A 21,084-nucleotide genomic window follows, 5' to 3' on the forward strand; every position below is an offset into this window, starting at 1 on the left:
ACCCCCTGCCGAGCCGGTGTGATTCGCAGCACGGGACGAACGGCACCGGGGCCGCGGGATCCACTCGCGCCCCCCGAGTAGCCGCCGGCCCGTGACCGATCTCCACCCGGGGCACCCGCGCTCGCCCCGTGGTCCGGCGGTCGGGCGAGGCGGACCGACACGACAGGCGCTCTCCCCGGACGGATCCGGGGACCCGCGGGGCGCACGCCGCCGGCGGCCGCCGCGAACGACGCACGACCGGTTGGACCGAATCCGACCACCACCCACCACCGTGAGGAGACGACGTGAGTCGGCAGAGCTTGGCAAAGGCTCACCAGAAGATCCAGGAGCTCTCCTGGGAGCCGCAGTACCACGAGCCGTACATGAAGTACGGGACCGACTACACCTTCCGGAAGGCCGCCAAGAAGGACCCGCTCAAGCAGGTCCTGCGGTCCTACTTCCCGATGGAGGAGGAGAAGGACCACCGCGTCTACGGCGCCCAGGACGGTGCCATCCGCGGCAACATGTTCCGGCAGGTGCAGGAGCGCTGGCTGGAGTGGCAGAAGCTCTTCCTGTCGATCATCCCGTTGCCGGAGATCTCGGCGGCGCGCTCGATGCCGATGCTGTTCCACGTGGTTCCGAACCCGGAGCTGCACAACGGCCAGGCGATCCAGATGATCGACGAGGTTCGGCACTCGACGATCCAGCAGAACCTCAAGCGCCTGTACATGAACAACTACATCGACCCGGCGGGCTTCAACAACTCGCTGCGGAACTTCCAGTCGGACTACTGCGGCACCATCGGCCGCCAGTTCGCGGAGGGGTTCATCACCGGTGACGCGATCACCGCGGCCTCGATCTACCTGACGATCGTCGCCGAGACCGCGTTCACGAACACGCTGTTCGTCGCCATGCCGGCCGAGGCGGCGGCGAACGGTGACTACCTGCTGCCGACGGTGTTCCACTCGGTGCAGTCCGACGAGTCGCGGCACATCTCCAACGGTTACGCGACCCTGCTGATGGCGCTGTCCGACGAGGACAACCGTCAGCTGCTCGAGCGCGACCTGCGCTACGCGTGGTGGAACAACCACCGGGTCGTCGACGCCGCGATCGGTACCTTCATCGAGTACGGCACGAAGGACCGCCGCAAGGACCGCGAGTCCTACGCGGAGATGTGGCGGCGGTGGATCTACGACGACTACTACCGCTCGTACCTGCTGCCGCTGGAGAAGTACGGCCTGGTCATCCCGCACGACCTGGTCGAGGAGTCCTGGAACCAGATCTGGAACAAGGGCTACGTCCACGAGGTCGCGCAGTTCTTCGCCACCGGCTGGTGCGCCAACTACTGGCGGATCGACGGCATGACCGACACCGACTTCGAGTGGTTCGAGCACAAGTACCCGGGCTGGTACGACCGGTACGGCAAGTGGTGGGAGAACTACAACCGCCTCGCCAAGCCGAACGGTCACCACGCGATCGTCGCCGAGGACGTCAACTACGTGTACCCGCACCGGTGCTGGACCTGCATGGTCCCGTGCCTGGTCCGCGAGGACATGGTGGTCGACAAGGTGGACGGCCAGTGGCGGACCTACTGCCACGAGGTCTGCCGCTGGACCGACGCCGAGGCGTTCCGTCCCGTGTACCAGGGCCGCGAGACCCCGAACATGGGCAAGCTCGTGGGTCACCGCGAGTGGGAGACGCTCTACCACGGCTGGAACTGGGCGGACGTCGTCCAGGACATGGGCTTCGTCCGTGACGACGGCAAGACCCTGACCGCTCAGCCGCACCTGGATCTCGACCCGAAGAAGATGTGGACCCTGGACCACATGCGGCGCATGCCGGTGCTCCAGAGTCCCAACGTCATCCTCAACGAGATGAGCGACTCCGAGCGCGAGGCGTTCGTGGCGGACTACAACCGTCAGGGGCCGGGCGGACGTCCGGCTCCCACCGACGCCTGAGCGCGGGTCAGGCGAGGGGAGGGGGAACCCGCTGATCCACAGCGGGTGCCCTCTCTCCGCGGCCCGGCCGGGGGGTCGTCTTCCCCGGCCGGGCCCACCCCGGGCCCTCCCTCCGCGGGACGGGCGCGGCTCACATGCTGTTAATTGTCCGAATTGTCGCTTTTCGCCCCAATGGTGCGGTGATGTGCACGCCAGAGAGGTGGTCCGTAGACCGTGGGTGACAAACACGTCGTGCGGTTCGAACCGGTCGGCATCGAGATCGAGGTCGACGAGGACCAGAACATCCTCCGTGCGGCCGCCGAGCAGGGTGTGCAGCTCATGCACGGCTGCAAGGAAGGCCAGTGCGCGGCCTGCAAGTCGTTCGTCCTCGAGGGAGAGGACATCGAGTACGACAGCTACTCGACGTTCGCGCTGCCGGACTACGAGAAGGACGAGGGCTCGACCCTGCTCTGCCGGGCGCACGCCTACGAGGACCTGGTGATCGAGCTCCTCAACTACGACGAGGAGATCATCCGGTCCGGTCTGCCGCTGACCACGGGCACGGTCGAGGTCGTGTCGGTGGAGAAGGTCACCCACGACATGCGGCACCTCACGGTGAAGCTCGTCGAACCGAACGAGATCAAGTTCTTCCCCGGCCAGTACATGGACCTGGTGTGCCCCGGAACCGAGGAGAGCCGCTCGTTCTCCATGGCCAACACGCCCAACCGGGACGGCCTGTTCGAGTTCGTGATCAAGGTCTATCCGGGCGGCCTGTTCGGCACCTGGCTCGACGAGCGCGCACAGCCCGGCGACCGGCTCGCGGTCGAGGCCCCGTTCGGCACGTTCACGCTCCGCCAGAACCGCTCCTCCCGGCTGCTCTTCGTCGGCGGCGGGGCCGGGATGGCCCCGGTGCTCGGCCTGCTCCGCGCGATGGCCGAGGGCGGGGTGGAGCGGCAGGCGACCTTCTACTACGGCGCCCGCACGGTGAACGACCTCTGCTTCGAGAAGGAGATCGCGGAGCTCGCACCGCAGCTCAAGAACTTCCGGTTCGTCCCGGCACTGTCCGAACCGGACGGCGCCGACTGGGCCGGCGAGACGGGTCTGATCACCGACGTGGTCAAGGCGCACGAGACCGATCTGAAGGGAGTCGATGCCTACGTCTGCGGTCCGCCACCGATGGTCGACGCGGCGATCGCGACGCTGACCCAGCTGGGTGTGAGCGAGAACAACATCTTCTACGACAAGTTCACCACGACCGGTGAACAAGAAGGCGAGGTCGGACCCTAATGGCACCGTCCACCACCACGCAGGACACCACGTCCGGTTCGCAGCGCAGCGTTCCCAAGCCCGTCTTCACCGACGCGGAGGCCGGGGCACGCGAGTTCCCGGACTCGAGCTCGAACGCGCGCCGCTACAACTACTACAGCCCGGCCAAGCGCAAGCAGACCCTCTACGAGGACACCACCGTCGAGGTCCAGCCGGACCCGCGGCACTACCTCGCCCAGGGCTGGATCTACGGCTTCGCCAACGGTGAGGGGGGTTACCCGCTGCACTGGACGAAGCTGAAGGCCTGGGGCGTCGACGAGCCCGAGCCGCAGCGCGGCCCCGGCACCGGTGGCCTGCACGTCAAGAACTGGCCGGCGCACGGCTGGCACGAGTTCCGCGACCCGAACGAGGAGTGGGAGCAGTCCCTCTTCCGGTACAACGCGAACGTCGTCCGCCAGCTCACCCAGAACATCGAGAACGCCCGCAACGCCAAGGCGTTCCAGCTGTGGAACTCGAACTGGACTCGCTTCGTCGAGCGCAACGTCGGTGCCTGGATGCACATCGAGCACATCCTGGGCCTGTACGTGTTCGCCGCGAACGAGCGTTCGGCGCCGACCAACATGCACAACACGGCGCTCGCCGCGAACTCGACCCGCAAGATCCGCTTCGCGCAGGACCTGGCGCTGTACAACCTGACGCTGTCGGAGGAGATCGAGGAGTTCGACGGCAGCGCCCACCTCGACGCCTGGGACAACGCGCCGGAGTGGCAGGGCGCCCGCAAGCTGACCGAGGCGCTCACCGCGGTCCAGGACGACTGGGCCGAGGCGGTCTTCGCGGCGAACGTGGTGTTCGAGCCGCTGATCGGCGAGCTGTTCCGGTCCAACCTGGTGATGCAGTCGGCGGCCACCAACGGCGACTTCGTCACCCCGACGGTCATGGGGGCCGGTGAGTACGACTACGCCCAGCGCGACCTGCGCTGGACCGTGGCCTGCTTCGCGCCGCTCACCCAGGACCGGGAGTTCGCCGCGCACAACCGCGAGCTCATGGGCGGCTGGCTGCGCACCTACGTGCCGCAGGCACTCGAGGCCGCCCGCACGATGCAGCCGATGTGGTCCCAGTCCGACTCGAAGCCGCCGACGTTCGAGGACTCCCTCGACCGCGCCAAGAGCCGCTTCGCCGGGATCTGCACCGATCTCGGACTCGACGTTCCCGAGGAGCTGAAGCAGTGATGACCAGCACCGACTCGCCGTTCAAGCAGGACAGCACCGCATCGAACATGTGCGGCTTCACCCTGATGAACAACCAGATCGGCGCGGTCATCGCGACCGTTCTGGACCGCCAGGACAACGTCACGGTCACCCACCTGCCCTCGATGATCCGGGTCGACGCCGAGGGGATGTTCGAGGTCGACTACGCCGCGATGGACGAGGAGGCCGGCCAGGAGGAGGGCTGGTTCGACGCCGCCGAGTTCGAGGAGAACATGTCCACCCACTACGGGCGGATGGTCCACCTCGACGACAAGACGATCATGTTCGCCAACCCCGAGGACGCCGCCGAGTACATCGACTTCGACCTGAAGCCGGTGGACTGATCCTCGGGCACTGACGCGCCGCACCGCCCGGGGCTGATGACGACAGCATCCGGCGCGGTCCCGCCAGGCCCGAGCCGGCTCGGGCGGTGCGGCGCCGCTCGGTCACCGAGCACTCTGCGTTGATCCGCACCCGCGCACTGGACCAACCCATTCCTCCGGGAGGACACCCACCATGGCCAAGGAACTCCGCTTCGGCGCCGAGGGCCGGCACCTGCTGCAGGCCGGCGTCGACCAGCTGGCCGAAGCCGTCAAGAGCACGCTCGGCCCGAAGGGCCGCAACGTCATCCTGGAGAAGATCACGGGCTCGCCCGAGGTCACGAACGACGGCGTGACGATCGCCCGCGAGATCCACCTGCGCGACCCGTTCGAGAACATGGGCGCCCAGCTGGTCAAGGAAGCCGCGGTCAAGACCAACGACACCGTCGGTGACGGCACCACCACCGCCACCGTGCTGGCCCAGGCGATCGTCCGGGAGGGCATGCTCGCCATCGAGCGCGGCGGCAACCCGGTGCTGGTGAAGCGCGGCATCGACATCGCGGTCGGCGCGCTCGTCGACCGCCTGCAGACCGTGTCGCACCCGGTCAGCACCGAGGAGGACTACGCCCGCGTCGCTTCCATCTCGGCCAACGACGACTGGTCGATCGGCAGCGTCGTCGCCAAGGCGCTGCACACCGTCGGCGACGACGGCGTGGTGACCGTCGACGACAACCCGGTCCCCGGCGTCTCGGTCGACTTCGTCGAGGACTTCGAGTTCGACAACGGCTACGTCTCGCCCTACATGGTGACCAACCCGGGCACGCTCGAGGCGGTCGTCGACGACCCCTACATCCTGTTCTCCGCGGGCCGCATCAAGGACGTCCAGGAGATCATGCCGGTGCTGGACCGGATCATGCGCAACGAGCGCCGCCCGCTCGTCGTGATCGCCGAGACGGTCGAGGGCACCGCGCTGCAGATGTTGGTGCACAACCACGTGAACGGCCACTTCCAGGCCGTCGCGATCAAGGCACCCGGTTTCGGCGAGAAGCGCATCCACCTGCTGGAGGACATGGCCGCGCTGTGCGGCGGCCAGGTGCACTCGAAGAGCTCGTCGTTCTCCCTGGAGCAGATCGACATCGCCCACCTCGGCCGGGCCACCCAGATCCGGGTGACCAGCGAGAACACCACGATCATCGGCGGGCACGGGGACAGGCAGAAGCTGGAGCACCGGCTGTCGCAGCTGCGCGCCGAGCTCGCCAGGGCGACCATCGGCACCGACGAGGACTTCTTCTCCGACCGGATCGCCCGGCTCTCCGGCAAGGCCGCCATCATCTCGGTCGGCGCGCCGACCAACGCCGAGGCCCGAGAGATCCGGCACCGGGTCGACGACTCGCTGCAGGCCACCCGGGCCGCGGTCGCCGAGGGCATCGTCGCGGGCGGCGGCGCGGCGCTGCTGCACGCCGAGCCCGCGCTGGACGAGCTCGACGTGACCGGGGACTACCGGATCGGTGTGGAGATCGTCCGGCACTCGCTGACCGAGCCGGTGCACCTGATCGCCTCCAACGCCGGTTACGACGGCGACGAGGTGGTCAAGCAGGTCAGTGCGCTGGACGCCGACTCCGGTTTCGACGCCCTCGAGGGCCGCTACGGGAACATGGTCGAGATGGGGATCATCGACCCGCTGCGGGTGGTGCGGTCCGCGCTGCAGAACGGCGCCTCGGTGGCCGGTCTGATCCTGACGACCAACTCGCTGGTGGCCGAGGAGGTCACGCCCTGGAACAAGGCGCTGATGACCGAGTTCGGTGAGCTGGACGAGGGCATCCCGCAGCCCAGCCCGGACTCGAGCACCCCGCAGTCGATGGGCCTCGGCCCCTCCGTCGGCTGATCTGCCGAGGGCGCACCGCATTGCCGGCCCGGCACGCCGAGCGCGTGCCGGGCCGGTCCGTGAGAGTGGAGAGGTGGTCGTGGTGGACCGGTGTTGCGGGGGTGCCGGCGTCTCGTTCGTCGTGGACGCCCAGGTCCACGGCTGGGACGGGCGCCCGCACAACCAGGCGGGTCCGGCCGGTGAGCAGTTCGTCGCCGACCTGCACCACCGGCACCGGATGGTCGACCCGTCGCCGCGGCCGCTGTCCGCGGACTCGTTCGGTCTGGTCACCAAGGAAGCACTGGCCGCGCACGTGCTCTCGGCGGTGGACCGCGCCGTCCTCGTCCCGGCGACCTTCGACGACCTGTTCGTGCTCGGGTTCGCGGCCCCGGCCTGGCACGCCGAGCTGGCCCAGGAACATCCGGGCCGGCTCGTGCTCGCCGGGGAGCTCGACCCGGCCGACCGGGACCGGGCCCGCGGGATCGGGGCCCAGGTCACCCGGGGCGGGCTGCGCGCGCTGACCGTGCTGCCGTCGCGGCGACCGGAGACCGCGGTGTCGCTGCGCGCGTCCTGGCTGCGCCGCACGCTGATCCGGGCCGAGCAGGCCGGCGCGGGCGTCGTCCACATCGGAGTGGCACCGACCGCGCGACCGCCGGCGGCCGCACCGGAGTGGGCGCACGCCGGCGTCGTCGAGGCGGGGGAGGCGGCGCCGCGCCCGCGCTGGCCGTCCTGGGCGGAACCGGTCCGGGCGGGGTCCGCGCTGCCGGTCCGGGCCCGGACGGCGGGGCCGTTGCCCGCCGGTGCCGTCGACCTCGCCGAGGTCCGGGAGCTCGCCGCCGCGCTGCCCCGGGTCCGGTTCGTGCTCGGCGCGGCGAGTGCGCCGACCGCTGCGCTGACCCGCCTGGCCCGGCTGCCGAACGTCTACGTGCTGCTCACCGACCTGCTGATCGCGTTGCGCCGCAACCCGGGGCCTGCCGCGGCGGCGCTGGGGGAGCTGCTCGCCGCCTACGGACCGGACCGGTTGATGTTCGGCAGCGGTTACCCGCTGGTGCGACCCGCCCGGCTGATCCGGGACCTGATGACCTTCCGCTACCCGGAGCCGCTGCGCGGGCGCTATCCCGAGCTGGACGACGACGTGCTGGAGGCGCTGCTCGGTGGCACCGCCTCCCGGCTGTACCGGCTGGCCGATCCGCAGGTGCCGCAGGCCGGTCGTCGTCGGCCGGCCGGGCCGGTCGCGCTCTCCCGGTCACCGCGGGCCCGCCGAGCCGCTGACCCGCTGAGTCGCTGACCTGCTAAGTCGCTGACCCGCTGAGTGGCTGACCCGCTGAGTCGTCGCCCGGCGTGGTTCATCCCTCGGCGCGCAGCCGCTCCGCCGCCCACCGGGCCCAGTCGCGGACCGTCTCGTACTGGCGTACGCCGAACTCCGCGGCGAGCTGGCCGATGCCCTGCTCGCCGAGCATGGACGCGTCGTCGGGGTGTTCGGCGCGCACCTGGCGCAGCTCGGCAAGGTCCCGTTCGGCCTCCTCGGCGGTCCGGTCGAGCACGGCCAGCGCGTCCTCCCGGGGGAGCGCCGCGATGAGGAACAACCGCAGCACGCCCTCGTTGCGGACCTTGCCCTGCCGCTGCGGTTCCAGCATCCAGCGGCGCAGCTCGGCGCGGCCGTCCTCGGTGAGGGCGTAGGTCTTCGCCCCGCGTGCGCCCTCCTCGGTCACCTCGGCCAGTCCCTGCGCGGCGAGCTTCCCGAGCTCGGGATACACGCTGGTGTGCCCGGCCTGCCAGGCGTAACGCCCCAGGTCGCCGTCGAACATGCGGGCCAACTCGTAACCGGTGGCGGGACGCAGGGCGAGCAGTCCGAGCAGGGCGTGCGGGAGCGACACCCGGGCAGCCTAGCCGTTCGGCCTGATGTGTCAGTATCGACATATAAGTATTGACATGTCGTATCCGGCACCTCGATGCTCGTCGGCATGACGACGACCGACCGCGTCCCGGACTACCTGCAGGGCCACTTCGCCCCCGTCCCGGACGAGATCACCGCGCACGACCTGCCGGTCAGCGGCGCGCTCCCGCCCGAGCTGACCGGCCGCTACCTGCGTAACGGCCCCAACCCGTTACCGGGGGAGGACCCGGGCCACTGGTTCGCCGGGCACGGGATGCTGCACGGGATCCGGCTGCGCGACGGCCGCGCCGAGTGGTACCGCAACCGCTGGGTGCGCACCGGCCTGCTGGAGGGCAGGCCGCCGTTCACCCCGGACGGCACCCCCGACCTGACGGCGGTACCCGCCAACACCCACGTCGTGCCGCACGCGGGCCGCATCCTCGCACTCGTCGAGGCCGGGCTGCCCTACGAGGTGACGCCCGATCTCGGGACCGTCGGTGCCGTGGACTTCGGCGGGCGGCTGCGCACCGCGATGACGGCGCACCCCAAGACCGATCCGGTCACCGGTGACCTGCACGCCTTCGGATACGGCTTCACCCCGCCGTACCTCACCTACCATCGGGTGTCCGCCGCGGGAGAGCTCGTCGCCTCCGCCGGGATCGCCGTGCCGGGGCCGACGTTGATGCACGACTTCGCGATCACCGAGCGGCACGCGATCTTCCTCGACCTGCCGATGACGTTCCGGATGGACATCGCACTCACCGGTGCCATGCCCTACCAGTGGGACGACGGTTACGGCGCCCGCATGGGCGTCATGCCGCTGGAGCGGCCGGGCGAGGTCCGCTGGTTCGAGATCGACCCGTGCTTCGTGTTCCACGTCGGCAACGCGCACACCGACGAGCGTGGCCGGATCGTCGTCGACGGGGCCCGCTACTCCCCGGCCGACGTCGCCGTGATGTGGCCCTCGCTCGGTGACGACCCGGCAGGCCCGGCAGCGTCCGCGGCCGCCACCGGGCAGGCGACGCTGCACCGGTGGACGCTCGACCCGGCCACCGGCGCGGTCACCGAGACCGCGCTCTCCGAGGCGGGCCCGGAGTTCCCCACCGTCGACGACGCCGTCGTCGGCCGGCCGAACCGCTACACCTACGCCGTCCTGGACAGCGCCGACATCGCGGCCGACATCGCCGCCGGTACCGGCCCGTCCGGTGTGCCCCGCGCCGCGGTGCTGCGCCACGACCGGGTCCGGGACGAGCTGGCCGTGCACGAGCTCGGCCCCGACGTCGTCGCCGGCGAGGCGGTGTTCGTGCCGTCCGCCGCACCGGACCGCGCCGAGGACGACGGATGGCTGCTCTCGATCACCACCACCCGCGACGGCCGGGCGTCCGAACTGCTCGTGCTCGACGCCCGGGCTCCCGCCGACGACCCGGTCGCCCGGGTGACGCTGCCGCGCGGGGTGCCGTCCGGGTTCCACGGCTCCTGGGTCCCGGACCCGCAGGCCTGACCGCTGTCCACGTCGGCGGGACGGGGACGGGCCGGACCGGCGGGCGCCGGACGCGGCTTGCGAGGGTGGGGTGTGCCCCGTTCCCTGTCCTCGCCCTCGTTCCTGCTGTTGCTGGGTGCGACCGCGCTCGGGTTCGGCGGGTACGCGCTGCTGCTGCCGGTGGTGCCGCTGTGGGTGGCCCGGGGCGGCTCCGGCGCGTTCGGCGCCGGGCTGACCACCGGTGTGCTGATGGCGGTCACCGTCGGCACCCAGCTGCTGGTCCCGGCGCTGCTGCGCCGGGCGGGGCACCGTGCCGTGCTCGTCATCGGGTCGCTGCTGCTCGGCCTGCCGACCCCGCTGCTGGCGCTGTCCGCGGAGCTCGCGCCGGTGCTGGCGGTCTCGGCGGTGCGCGGGATCGGCTTCGGCATGGCGACGGTCGCCGGCAGCGCGCTGGTGGCCGAACTCGTCGAACCGTCCGCGCACGGTCGGGCCTCGGCCCGCTACGGCTACGCGGTCGGGGTGCCCCAGCTCGCACTGCTGCCGGCCGGGGTCGCGGTCGTCGATCTCACCGGTTTCGCCGGGGTGTTCCTCGCGGCCGGGATCGCGCCGGTGGCCGGCGCACTGGTCGTCGCGTTCGTGCGCGGGCCCCATCGCGGCCGGCTCGCCGCCCGGCGCCCGGCGTCCGCCCCGCCCTCCCGGTCCGCCCGGCCCTCCCGGTCCGCCCGCCTCGCCGGGCACCCACGAGCCCCGCGGCACCGGCTGCCGGCCGCCCCGGTGCTGGCGATGCTGGCCTGCTCCACCGCGCAGGGCGGTGTGATCACCTTCGCGCCGCTCGCCGTCCCCGGCGCACCGGCGGCCGTCCCCACGGCGCTGTTCGCGACAGCGCTGGGTGCGCTGCTCGGCCGCGGGTTCGCCGGGGCCCGGGCCGACCGCAGTGGCCGGCCCGGCGCGCTCCTTCCGGCCGGGACCCTGATCGCCGGGGCCGGGATGGCCGGGGTGTTGGCCGCGCCGCTGTCCGCGGTGCTCCTGGTGGCGGGCGCGGCCGCCGTCGGGATCGGGTTCGGCGTCGTCCAGAACGACGCACTGGTCGCCCTGTTCGCGGCGGCCGGCCCGCTGCACTACGGCCAGGCCAGCGCGGCGTGGAACATCGCCTTCGACGCGGGAACCGGTCTCGGCGCCACCGGCCTGGGTGCGATCGCCGAACCCTTCGGCTACCTCGCCGCGTTCGGTACCGCGGCCGCGGTGCTGCTCGGCGTCACACCGCTGGTCCGGCGCCGGTCCGGTTGAGGCCCGGCGCCGGGGCGGTGGGCCGGCGGCGTCCCGGCGTGCGGCGGGCCCGGCACCGGACATGCCCGGTGCCGGGCCCGGCCCGACGGAGCTGGTCAGGACCCGTTCCGGATCCATTCCTCCAGATGCGGGGCCTCGTCACCGATCTTCGTGGAGTCACCGTGGCCGGTGCGGACCTCGGTGTCACCGGGAAGGGTCAGCAGCGTCGTCCGGATCGACTCGATGATCGTGTCGAAGCTCGAGTACGACCGCCCGGTCGCACCCGGCCCGCCCTGGAACAGCGTGTCGCCGGTGAAGACGACGCCCAGCTCGGGGGCGTAGAGGCAGGACGAACCGGGGGAGTGCCCCGGGGTCTGCAGCACCCGCAGGTCGATCCCGCCCGCGGAGAGCACCTGACCGTCGGCGAGTTCGGCGTCGGGCCTGCGGTCCGGCCAGGTCATGTCCCACAGGACGTGCTCGGCCGGGTTCAGCAGGATCGGAGCCGAGAACCGGTCGGCCAGCACCGGGGCCTGGTTGACGTGGTCGTCGTGCGCGTGCGTGCAGACGATCGCCTTGACCCGGCGGTCCCCGACCGCCGCGGCGATCGCGTCGGCGTCGTGCGCGGCGTCGATCACGAAGACCTCGGAGTCGTCCCCGACGATCCAGACGTTGTTGTCGACCTCGAAGCTGCCGCCGTCGAGGTTGAACGTCCCGGACGTCACGACGTGCCCGATGGCGGAGTCGGCAGCGGCCATCAGAGGACCACCACCGAACGCAGCACCTCGCCGGAGTGCATCTTCTCGAACGCCTTCTCGACGCCGTCGATCCCGATCTCCTCGGTGACGAACTTGTCGAGCGGGAACCGGCCCTGCAGGTACAGGTCGACGTAGGTCGGGAAGTCCCGGCTGGGCAGGCAGTCGCCGTACCAGGACGACTTGAGCGCACCGCCGCGACCGAAGTAGTCGATCAGCGGGATCTCCGGGGCCTGCAGGTCCGGTGTGGGCACGCCGACCAGGACGACTGTGCCGGCCAGGTCGCGGGCGTAGAACGCCTGCTTGTAGGTCTCGGGGCGCCCGACCGCCTCGACGACGACGTCGGCCCCGAAGCCACCGGTGGCGGCCTGGATGGCCTCGACCGGGTCGGTCTCCTTGGCGTTCACGGTGTGCGTGGCGCCGAAGCCCTTCGCCCACTCCAGCTTCTTCGGGTCGGTGTCGACGGCGATGATCGTCGTCGCACCGGCCAGCTTGGCGCCGGCGATGGCCGCGTCACCGACACCGCCGCAGCCGATCACCGCGATCGAGTCGCCGCGGCCGATCTGGCCGGTGTTGACGGCCGCGCCGAGACCGGCCATCACGCCGCAGCCGAGCAGCCCGGCGACCTTCGCGGGCGCGTCCGGGTTGACCTTGGTGCACTGGCCCGCAGCGACCAGGGTCTTCTCGATGAACGCACCGATGCCCAGGGCCGGCGACAGCTCGGTGCCGTCGGTCAGGGTCATCTTCTGGGTCGCGTTGTGGGTGTCGAAGCAGAGGTGCGGCTTGCCCTTCTTGCAGGCCCGGCACACACCGCAGACGGCCCGCCAGTTCAGCACCACGTAGTCGCCCGGCTCGAGATCGACGACGCCGGTGCCGACCGACTCCACGATCCCGGCGGCCTCGTGGCCCAGCAGGAACGGGAACTCGTCGTTGATGCCACCTTCGCGGTAGTGGAGGTCGGTGTGACAGACCCCGCAGGCCTGGATCTTCACCACGGCCTCACCCGGGCCGGGATCCGGGACGTTGATCGTCTCGATGGTGACCGGCGCGCCCTTGGTGCGGGCGACGACGCCGCGTACCTGTTGTGTCATTCGTACCTACTTCCAGGTCGTCGTCGACGACGTCCGTCGACAGATGCTCAGATCACGACTCTGGCATGCGTGCCCGGGGGCTGTCTCGCCGAGTCGGCGCGAAACACGTGTTACTCGACAGTTACCTGTCCACAGGTCGGGCAGCGGCCCACGGCACGGCACGACCGGGCCGCGTACGGTCGACGGCTGTGACGGTGCCGCCACCCGCCTCCCCTGTGTCCTCCGAGCCGGCCGGGCCGCCCGCTCAGCTGCCGCCGCCCGGGCTCGCCCTGGGTGTCGTCGCCGGGGCGGGCCGGCCCGGCAGCTCCCGGATCGCCTGCCCGCTGCCCGACGGCGGCCTGCTCGACGTCGGGTCGCTCGCCACCGCGCAGCGTGGACCGCACCCCGAGCTGCTGACCGCGCCGAACCTGGACCGGCTGCTCGCGGCGGACCGCCGGGTGTGGCGCGAGGTCGTCGAGTGGCTGCGCGGCTGGCGCGACGACCACGAGAAGGCGTTCGCGCACCGGCTCCCCGCCGAGGGGCTGGTGCCGGTGCTGCCCTTCACCGTCGCCGACTACGTCGACTTCTACGCCTGCGAGCAGCACGCCCGCAACGCGGGCCTGATCTTCCGGCCGGACGCCGAGCCGCTCGCCCCGAACTGGCGGCACCTGCCCGTCGGGTACCACGGTCGCGCTGGAACGGTCCGGGTCAGCGGGACGCCGGTCGTCCGGCCGTCCGGGCAGCGCGCCGCGGGCGACTTCGGCCCGACCCGCCGCCTCGACCTGGAGGCGGAACTCGGATTCGTGCTCGGCGGCCCGGCGCCCGGCCCGATCGCGGTGGACGACACCGCGGACCACGTCTTCGGTGTGGTACTGCTCAACGACTGGTCGGCCCGCGACGTCCAGGGCTTCGAGACCCGCCCGCTCGGCCCGCACCTGGGCAAATCCTTCGCCACCTCGATCTCGGCCTGGGTGACCCCGCTCGACGAGCTCGCCGCCGCCCGGGTCCCGGTCCCGCCGCACGACCCGCAACCGCTGCCCTACCTCACCCCGTCGTCACCGGCACAGGGGTTGGACGTCGAATTGGCCGTGCACCTGAACGGCGAGCGGATCTCCACCCCGCCCGCCGCGGACCTCTACTGGTCGCCGGAGCAGCTGGTGGCGCACCTGACCTCGAACGGGGCCGGGGTGCGCGCGGGCGACCTGCTCGGCTCGGGGACGGTCTCCGGTCCGGAGCGCGGACAGTTCGGTTCGATGCTGGAGCTCGCCTGGAACGGCCGGGACCCGGTCGCGTTGCCCGGCGGCGCACAGCGCTGCTGGCTCGAGGACGGCGACGAGGTCGTGATCAGCGCGACCGCGCCGGGCGCCGACGGCCGACGGTTCGCGCTGGGGGAGGTGCGGGGCCGCGTCCGTCCCGCGGGCCGACCGTCGGCGACGACCGGAACGGCAACGGCAGGCGCCTGACGCCGCCTCGCGTCCCTCCCCGACGAGACGGAGTTCCTCGAACGCGCCCGTCCGCGGGTCCCCCTGGACCCGGCAGGATCCAGGGACGGCACACCAGGAAGATCAGCACGATCTCCACCGGCATACCCGCGTAGTACATCAGCTCGGCCCCGGCGCGGGCCTGTTCGACGGGGGCCCCCTCGGGCGGGAACGCATAGAGGGACTTGGCGAGCACGTTGTGTGCGGCGATCGCCATGACCAGCGCCGCTGCCCGCCACGGCGGGGAGGGCCGGTGCCGCACCGGATCGGGACCGCCCAGGACGGCGACGGTGAACAGGTATCCGGCGGCCAGCACGTGCGTGTGGACCACGGCGTGCACCACCGGGTCGGTCTGCATGAGGGCGTGCAGGTCGGTGCGGTAGAGCACCCATAGGCCGCCGATGTTGAGCACGCCCGCCACGAACGGATTCGTCAGCACGGCCAGCGGGGCCGAGGACAGCAATCGGGCGAGGGGGCGGGCCTCGGCCACCGGCAGTGTCCGCAACGCCAAGGTGATCGGGGCCGCCGACGCCAGCAGGAGCGGCCCGAGCATCCCCAGCAGGACATGCCCGGCCATGTGCACGGTGAAGTCGTCGTGAGCCCGTTCGGCCAGGGGGCCGACCAGTGCCACGCCCACGCACAGGAGGCCCCCCGCCCACGAGGCGGTGCGGCCGCCCGGCCAGGAGATGCCGCGCCTGTGCAGGATCACCACTGCCACCGCGTAGCTCGTGAGGGCGGTCAGCAACAGAATCGTGGTTGCCCACTCTCCCGGGCCGAGCAGGGCGGCCTCGGAGCCGTGGTGCCCGTGGTGGTCCATGGATCAGGAGGCCTCGGTGGGTTCGGCGGGCCGGCCGGACCGGCCCGCGTGCCGTGCGGTGCGGGTCCACAGCGCGACTCCACTGACGAGGAGCACGGCGGCGATGACGTTCCACGTCACGTCGTAGGGAACCAGGTTCACGCCGTAACGGATCTGGTGCAGACCCAGCACCTTGTGCTGGATCAACCCGTCGTAGAGCTGGAAGAATCCTGCCCCGCTCAGCCACCCGGCAGCGAAGGCCAGGCCCCAGAACGTGTGTTCGCGACGTAGCGCCGCGACCATCAGCAGCGAGGCGACGGTGGCGAACCAGCTGAAGGCGTGGAAGAGCCCGTCCGAGACCAGTCCCACCTCGCTCGTGGACAGATCGTAGAAGTGGTGCCAGTGCAGGAGCTGGTGGAAGACCACCTCGTCGACGAAGGCGACCGTTCCCAGGCCGAACAGGATGCCCGCGGTCAGATTGCGACGATGGCGTGCGCGCGGTTCTCCTCGCGCTGCTGTGGACATCGGTTCCCCCGAGGCTGTGCCGGTCTCGTGTTGAGTCGGCGTACGTGTCCGAACACCTGACGTGAACCCCTACCTGCCGGACACCTCCGGACTCGGCGGTGGCCGGGGAGGAGGACGCGCCGTGGGGCGTCGAGCCGGGTACCCGGAGGCGTCTCGCCGTAACTCGCCGAGCCGGTGCTCGACGGGCCGGTCGGTCCGCGACGGAGCTCGTGCGCTCGGGGTGAACCACGAGACCTTCGCCGGCGTCGAGGTGGTCGCGACCCGCCGCCGGCCGGCGTCGGGTCCGGGCGCGGGTGTAGGAGTCCCGGGTCCGGGGTAACCGCCGGTACATGACCTGAGATCACGGATCGCCCCGACTCGCGTACGCCGAGTTCTCCGTTCCCACACCCTGTGTTCTCCGCTCCTACATCCTGAGGTGAGATCGCCTGTGTTCTTCCACGTGCAGCGCCTGTTGAACGAGATCGTTCCCGACGAACCGGACCCCGCCGCAGCGAACGCGCTGCAGGAGGGGCTCGGCGGCCAGTTCGGCGAGATGCGCACGATGATGCAGTACCTGTTCCAGAGCTTCAATTTCCGCGGACCGGACGGCAAACCGTTCCGCGACCTGCTCTACGGCATCGGTACGGAGGAGATCGGCCACGTCGAGCTGATCGCGACCACGATCGCCCGGCTCACCGACGGCTCCCCCCGCTACCAGGGCGACCCGACCGATCTCGACGCCCCGGGTGCCGGCGGAGCCACCCCGCTGAACATGGCGCTCACCGAGGGCAACATTCACCACTACCTGGTCGGCGCTCAGGGCGCGCTCCCGGTCGACGCCCAGGGTGACCCCTGGACCGGCAAGTACGTCTACGACAGCGGCAACCTGCCGCTGAACCTGCTCTACAACCTGATGCTCGAGTCGACCGGGCGGTTGCAGAAGTGTCGGCTGTACGAGATGACGGCGAACAAGACCGCCCGATCGACGATCGCCTACCTCATCGTGCGCGATCAGGCTCACGAGAACGCCTATGCCAAGGCTCTCGAGGCGCTGGGAGTCAGCTGGAACAGGTTGCTCCCGATCCCGAAGACGAACGCCGAGAAGTTCCCCGAGGTGAAGACGCTGCTCGACCAGGGTCTGCAGAGCAAGCAGTACACCTTCAGCCTCGACCAGCTCTCGGAGGCCGGGCGTCTCTACCGCGGTGACTCCCCGTCCGCGGACGGCACGCAGCTGAGCACCGAGCAGGCCCCCGAGGGGGTCCCGATGGACATCGCGGTCGAGCGACCGGAGGAGTTCGGCCCCGGGTTGGACCCTGAGCTCCTCGCGATGGTCCAGGCGGTCGCCGAGATGGAGATGGACGAGCCCGAGGGGCAGTGGGGACGCACGAGCTGACCGCGCCCCACGACGACGAGCATCCCGTTCGACCTTCGAGAGGACACTCATGACGGACACTCCTGCCATCATCGCCCAGCTCCGCACGCTGGAGCAGCTGACCCGCACCGAGAACCAGGTCGCCCGCATCCGGATGGCCCAGGCCCGCACCGACCAGACGCGCAAGGAACTGGCGGACAACGCCGAGCGCGCCGAGCAACGGCTCGACCGCATCCAGCAGGCACTGCGCGAGCTCGACGCGGTCCCGGACTTCGTCGGAACCCTCGCCGGGCGGATCGTGGCGCTCGTGAAGAGCCAGGCCGAGCAGGCCCAGCGGTTCGACGAGGCACTGCTGGGTGACCTCGCTCTGGAGCGCCAGCTCCAGGACCGGGCCCGGTACCTGCAGGCCCTCACGGCCGACGGTCCCGACCGCGTCCACCGGTTGGCCGGTGAGCTGGTCGAGGCCCACACCGAGACCGTCGAGTGGCTGACGACCGTTCTCGCCGAGGCGGCGGTGGGCGGTCCCGCGCCGCTGCGCGCCACCCCGATGCAGGTCGTGCGCGGTGGATTGACCCACGTCGTGCGGCTGCCCGCACGGGTCACCGCGGGCGGGATCAACCGGGCCGGCAACGAGATCAGCCGGGCCGGGGAGCGGGCCCGACGCTCGATGGCGGCACTCGCCGACGGTGTCGACCGCGCCGCCCGGGACGCCGGGGACATCCTGGGCGCCGGGTTCGACGCCGCTCTGGACCGTGCGGAGCAGGTCGCCCGCGGTGAGGGTGCTCCGGACACCGCCCGCCTGGTGCACGGCATCCGTCGTACCCGCGGTGCGCTGACCGCCGCGGAGCTCCCGGTGCCGGACTACGACGCGCTGCCGGTCGGCGAGGCGGCCGACGCGATCCGCCGTCTCGACTCTCTGGAGGCGGTGCAGGCCGTGCTGCGCTACGAGGAGCAGCACAAGAACCGCACCGGTGTCGTGACCGTGGCGCGAACCCGACACGCCGAGGTGGCCCGCGAGGCCGTGTCCTGACGTGGGCAGCGTCCGGCCGTGCCCGGCGGGCTCGGGCCACCGGCGCGCGAGGCGCACCGTGTCCGCCGGGCCGGCCGGGGTGACGACGACCGACGACGGTCGGCGGCACCCTGCGTCCCGCCGTGCACGTCGCAGTCCGTTCCGGGCCGCGGGTCGCCGCCCCGGCACCCGCGCCCACCTCGTCCGGCGCATCGCCTGCGGGACAGGTGGGCGTGCAGTGTCAGGTCAAGTGCCGCGCAACGGTGCGGGGGTGCCGAGCGCCCGCTCGATCAACCGTGGGATCTCGCGCTTGCCGGACCCGTCGACGGCGATCACCACGTAGGTGGTGCGGGCCGTGCAGGTGGCCGTGTCGTCGCCGCGTCGGACCGCGAAGTCGAGGTCGAAGCTCGTCGTGCCGATCCGCGCCGTCGACACGGCGACGACGACGTCCTCGCCCCAGCCGATCCCGGCCCGCCAGTCGATCTCGGTGTGCACGAGCTGGACGTCGTAGCCGGCGTCGAGCATCGCCCGGTAGGTCAGCCCGCGGTGCTCCAGGAACTCGGTCATGGCCTCGTCGAACCAGGCCAGGTACCAGGCGTTGAACACCACACCCTGGGCGTCCACCTCGTGGTAGCGCACCCGCACGGGGAACTCGAAGCTCGCCATGCGGTGATGCTACGGCGGCCCGGTGTGGTTCACCCGCTCTGCGCCGCGCCGCCCATCCGCTCCCGGATCGTCCGGTTCACCGCGCGGCCGAACGTCGTGACGACCCCCTGCACGGTGATCGGCTTGAGCCGGGACAGCGCCGCGGCGAGCCTGCTTCGCTCCTCGGCGGGCCGGCCCCGGTCCCGGTAGGGCTGGAGCACCTCGTGCTGGAACAGCGCCATCAGGTCCTCGGCCAGCGCCGAGGTGTGCTTCTCGATCACCGCCTGGGCGCGCTGCCACATCTCCGGCGGCAACCCGGAATCCAGCGCGGCGAGTGCGGTGGCGAGTGCGGTCGCGCCGTGCACGCGGACCCGGCCGTCGTCACCGCGGACCAGCGCGCCGAGCGTCTCCAGGGTGTCGACGTCGTCGTCGGTGAGCGCCCGCCCGGCCCGGCGGTCCAGCTCGGCGCGGGTCAGGTCCTCGCCGTGCTCGGGGATCCAGGGGGTGAGCAGCGCGCGCTGCAGTGCGAGCTCCTCGGGACCCGCGTCGTGCGGGAGCCGTTCCAGCTGGCGTTCGATCGCGGCGAGGGTGAAGCCGAGCCCGGTCAGCTCGCTGATCAGCTCGAGGCGCGCGCGGTGCCCCGCGTCGTAGAGGCCGGTCCGGCCGCGCAACCGCGGAGCGGGCAGCAGGCCCTTCGCGGCGTAGAACCTGATCGTGCGCACCGACAGCCCGGTCCGTTCGGCCAGCTGGTCGACGGTGAGCAGGTCGTCAGGGGTTGCCGGAGCGGACATGGCGAGCAGGTTACGGCGCGACCGGCGAACGTGACAGCAGCGATGTGACATCTTCGGTGTGACATCATTGCTGTCACATACTCGGTCAGGCGTATTGACCATGTGACAGTGCTGCTGTAACAAAAGCTACCAGCAAGTAGGAACGATGACGTCCCACGCGTCACGCCTACCGACCACCCACGAGAGGTTCGGATGAGCGAGATCCCCGAGGCCTACATCTACGACGCGATCCGCACACCGCGCGGCCGGGGCAAGGCGTCCGGCTCGCTGCACGAGGTCAAGCCGATCTCCCTGGTGGTCGGCCTGATCGACGAGCTGCGCAGGCGCAACCCCGAGCTGGACCCGGCCGTCGTCGACGACCTGGTGCTCGGGGTCGTCTCACCGATCGGCGACCAGGGAGGCGACATCGCCAAGACCGCCGCCATCGCGGCGGGACTACCGGACACCGTCGCCGGCGTGCAGCTCAACCGGTTCTGCGCCTCCGGCCTGGAGGCGGTGAACACCGCCGCGCAGAAGGTGCGCTCGGGCATGGAGGAGATGGTCATCGCCGGCGGCGTCGAGGCGATGAGCCGGGTGCCGATGGGCTCGGACGGCGGGGCCTGGGCGATGGACCCGGACACCGCGTACGAGACCGGTTTCGTGCCGCAGGGCATCGGTGCCGACCTGATCGCGACCCTGGAGGGCTTCTCGCGCGAGGACGTGGACGCGTTCGCCGTCGAGTCGCAGACCCGCGCCGCGAAGGCCTGGGCGGACGGCCGGTTCGCGAACTCGGTCGTGCCGGTCAAGGACCGCAACGGCCTGACCGTCCTGGACCGCGACGAACACATCCGGGCCGGGGCGACCGTCGAGACGCTCGGCGGGCTGAAGCCGTCGTTCGAGATGATGGGCCGTGACGGCGGGTTCGACGCCGTCGCGCTGCAGCGCTACCACTGGGTCGAGAAGATCGACCACGTGCACCACGCCGGCAACTCGTCCGGCATCGTCGACGGTGCTGCGCTGACCCTGATCGGCACCGAGGCGGCCGGGAAGGCCAACGGCCTGACCCCGCGGGCCCGGATCGTCGCCACCGCGCTGTCCGGCGCCGACCCGACCATCATGCTGACCGGCCCGGCGCCCGCGTCCCGCAAGGCGCTCGCCAAGGCGGGGCTGACGGTCGACGACATCGACCTGTTCGAGATCAACGAGGCGTTCGCCGCCGTCGCCCTGCGCTACCTGCGCGACATGGGCATCTCGCACGAGCAGACCAACGTCAACGGCGGCGCCATCGCCATGGGTCACCCGCTCGGTGCCACCGGGGCGATGATCCTCGGCACGCTGGTCGACGAGCTGGAACGCCGCGACCTGCGCCGCGGGCTGGCCACGCTGTGCGTCGGCGGCGGCATGGGCATCGCCACCATCGTCGAGCGCGTGTGAGCGCGGCTGAAGGACT

The 21,084-nt window shown here is 71.3% G+C and carries 19 protein-coding genes; 12 read left to right on the forward strand and 7 right to left on the reverse strand.

Features of this window, described 5'->3' with window-relative positions; all coding sequences use genetic code 11:
* Window positions 1-299: 299 nt before the first annotated feature.
* From AB0J24_RS25690 to AB0J24_RS25715, 6 genes are all read left to right on the forward strand, one after another.
* Window positions 300-1,937 carry a methane monooxygenase gene (locus tag AB0J24_RS25690; RefSeq protein ID WP_358685964.1) on the forward strand — a complete coding sequence of 546 codons (1,638 nt, stop codon included), beginning with the start codon at window positions 300-302 and terminating at the stop codon, window positions 1,935-1,937.
* 213 nt (window positions 1,938-2,150) lie between these two features.
* Window positions 2,151-3,203 carry a 2Fe-2S iron-sulfur cluster binding domain-containing protein gene (locus AB0J24_RS25695; protein WP_358685872.1) on the forward strand — a complete coding sequence of 351 codons (1,053 nt, stop codon included), beginning with the start codon at window positions 2,151-2,153 and terminating at the stop codon, window positions 3,201-3,203.
* Window positions 3,203-4,411 carry a toluene hydroxylase gene (locus tag AB0J24_RS25700; protein WP_358685875.1) on the forward strand — a complete coding sequence of 403 codons (1,209 nt, stop codon included), beginning with the start codon at window positions 3,203-3,205 and terminating at the stop codon, window positions 4,409-4,411. Before AB0J24_RS25695 ends, AB0J24_RS25700 begins: the two co-directional genes overlap by 1 nt.
* Window positions 4,411-4,773, forward strand: coding sequence for a propane 2-monooxygenase effector subunit MimD (mimD, locus tag AB0J24_RS25705; protein WP_358685878.1), 363 nt, complete (start codon window positions 4,411-4,413; stop codon window positions 4,771-4,773). The genes AB0J24_RS25700 and mimD overlap by 1 nt, the downstream gene beginning before the upstream one ends.
* Before the next feature lie 172 nt (window positions 4,774-4,945).
* Window positions 4,946-6,634: a chaperonin GroEL gene (gene groL / locus AB0J24_RS25710; protein ID WP_358685880.1), complete on the forward strand. Its 1,689-nt coding sequence runs from the start codon at window positions 4,946-4,948 to the stop codon at window positions 6,632-6,634.
* A 73-nt stretch (window positions 6,635-6,707) separates the two neighbouring features.
* Window positions 6,708-7,901, forward strand: a complete 1,194-nt coding sequence (locus AB0J24_RS25715) for an amidohydrolase family protein (RefSeq protein ID WP_358685883.1) — start codon at window positions 6,708-6,710, stop codon at window positions 7,899-7,901.
* 58 nt (window positions 7,902-7,959) lie between these two features.
* Here AB0J24_RS25715 and AB0J24_RS25720 read toward each other — a convergent pair whose 3' ends face one another.
* Entirely contained in the window at window positions 7,960-8,490 is a 531-nt protein-coding gene (locus AB0J24_RS25720) for a PadR family transcriptional regulator (protein WP_358685885.1), read from the reverse strand.
* An 87-nt stretch (window positions 8,491-8,577) separates the two neighbouring features.
* Here AB0J24_RS25720 and AB0J24_RS25725 point away from each other — a divergent pair, with 87 nt between their 5' ends.
* Together AB0J24_RS25725 and AB0J24_RS25730 are read left to right on the forward strand one after the other, a co-directional pair.
* The gene (locus AB0J24_RS25725; protein WP_358685888.1) at window positions 8,578-9,990 is read left to right on the forward strand and encodes a carotenoid oxygenase family protein; all 1,413 of its coding nucleotides are present in this window, start codon (window positions 8,578-8,580) and stop codon (window positions 9,988-9,990) included.
* Window positions 9,991-10,062: 72 nt separating this feature from the next.
* Complete coding sequence (locus AB0J24_RS25730; protein ID WP_358685891.1) at window positions 10,063-11,256, forward strand: MFS transporter; 1,194 nt, start codon at window positions 10,063-10,065, stop codon at window positions 11,254-11,256.
* A gap of 95 nt (window positions 11,257-11,351) precedes the next feature.
* On the opposite strand, the gene AB0J24_RS25735 is transcribed toward AB0J24_RS25730, so the two are convergent.
* Entirely contained in the window at window positions 11,352-11,990 is a 639-nt protein-coding gene (locus tag AB0J24_RS25735) for an MBL fold metallo-hydrolase (protein WP_358685894.1), read from the reverse strand.
* Window positions 11,990-13,078, reverse strand: coding sequence for an S-(hydroxymethyl)mycothiol dehydrogenase (locus AB0J24_RS25740; RefSeq protein ID WP_358685896.1), 1,089 nt, complete (start codon window positions 13,076-13,078; stop codon window positions 11,990-11,992). Before AB0J24_RS25740 ends, AB0J24_RS25735 begins: the two co-directional genes overlap by 1 nt.
* Before the next feature lie 194 nt (window positions 13,079-13,272).
* Between AB0J24_RS25740 and AB0J24_RS25745 the strand changes: the two genes are divergently transcribed.
* Window positions 13,273-14,520: a fumarylacetoacetate hydrolase family protein gene (locus tag AB0J24_RS25745; protein WP_358685966.1), complete on the forward strand. Its 1,248-nt coding sequence runs from the start codon at window positions 13,273-13,275 to the stop codon at window positions 14,518-14,520.
* Here the strand turns inward: AB0J24_RS25745 and AB0J24_RS25750 are convergent.
* A complete protein-coding gene (locus AB0J24_RS25750) occupies window positions 14,402-15,355 on the reverse strand; it encodes a cytochrome c oxidase assembly protein (RefSeq protein ID WP_358685898.1) in 954 nt (317 codons plus the stop codon). The two genes, AB0J24_RS25745 and AB0J24_RS25750, sit on opposite strands and share 119 nt — an antisense overlap.
* 3 nt (window positions 15,356-15,358) lie before the next feature.
* Window positions 15,359-15,859 carry a DUF2243 domain-containing protein gene (locus AB0J24_RS25755; RefSeq protein ID WP_358685900.1) on the reverse strand — a complete coding sequence of 167 codons (501 nt, stop codon included), beginning with the start codon at window positions 15,857-15,859 and terminating at the stop codon, window positions 15,359-15,361.
* 415 nt (window positions 15,860-16,274) lie between these two features.
* Here AB0J24_RS25755 and AB0J24_RS25760 point away from each other — a divergent pair, with 415 nt between their 5' ends.
* Both AB0J24_RS25760 and AB0J24_RS25765 read left to right on the forward strand, forming a co-directional pair.
* Complete coding sequence (locus AB0J24_RS25760; protein WP_358685902.1) at window positions 16,275-17,231, forward strand: manganese catalase family protein; 957 nt, start codon at window positions 16,275-16,277, stop codon at window positions 17,229-17,231.
* Window positions 17,232-17,280: 49 nt separating this feature from the next.
* Window positions 17,281-18,240, forward strand: coding sequence for a ferritin-like domain-containing protein (locus tag AB0J24_RS25765; protein WP_358685904.1), 960 nt, complete (start codon window positions 17,281-17,283; stop codon window positions 18,238-18,240).
* A gap of 225 nt (window positions 18,241-18,465) precedes the next feature.
* Here the strand turns inward: AB0J24_RS25765 and AB0J24_RS25770 are convergent, their stop codons facing one another.
* Together AB0J24_RS25770 and AB0J24_RS25775 are read right to left on the reverse strand one after the other, a co-directional pair.
* Window positions 18,466-18,885, reverse strand: a complete 420-nt coding sequence (locus AB0J24_RS25770; RefSeq protein WP_358685906.1) for an acyl-CoA thioesterase — start codon at window positions 18,883-18,885, stop codon at window positions 18,466-18,468.
* Window positions 18,886-18,914: 29 nt separating this feature from the next.
* Window positions 18,915-19,655: a MerR family transcriptional regulator gene (locus AB0J24_RS25775; protein WP_358685909.1), complete on the reverse strand. Its 741-nt coding sequence runs from the start codon at window positions 19,653-19,655 to the stop codon at window positions 18,915-18,917.
* A gap of 192 nt (window positions 19,656-19,847) precedes the next feature.
* Between AB0J24_RS25775 and AB0J24_RS25780 the strand changes: the two genes are divergently transcribed.
* Window positions 19,848-21,068 (forward strand): acetyl-CoA C-acetyltransferase, encoded by a 1,221-nt coding sequence (locus AB0J24_RS25780; protein WP_358685911.1) that lies wholly within the window; start codon window positions 19,848-19,850, stop codon window positions 21,066-21,068.
* Window positions 21,069-21,084 lie beyond the last annotated feature (16 nt).

Origin of the sequence: Pseudonocardia sp. NPDC049635, from assembly GCF_040659795.1 — a bacterium.
Lineage (GTDB): Bacteria > Actinomycetota > Actinomycetes > Mycobacteriales > Pseudonocardiaceae > Pseudonocardia.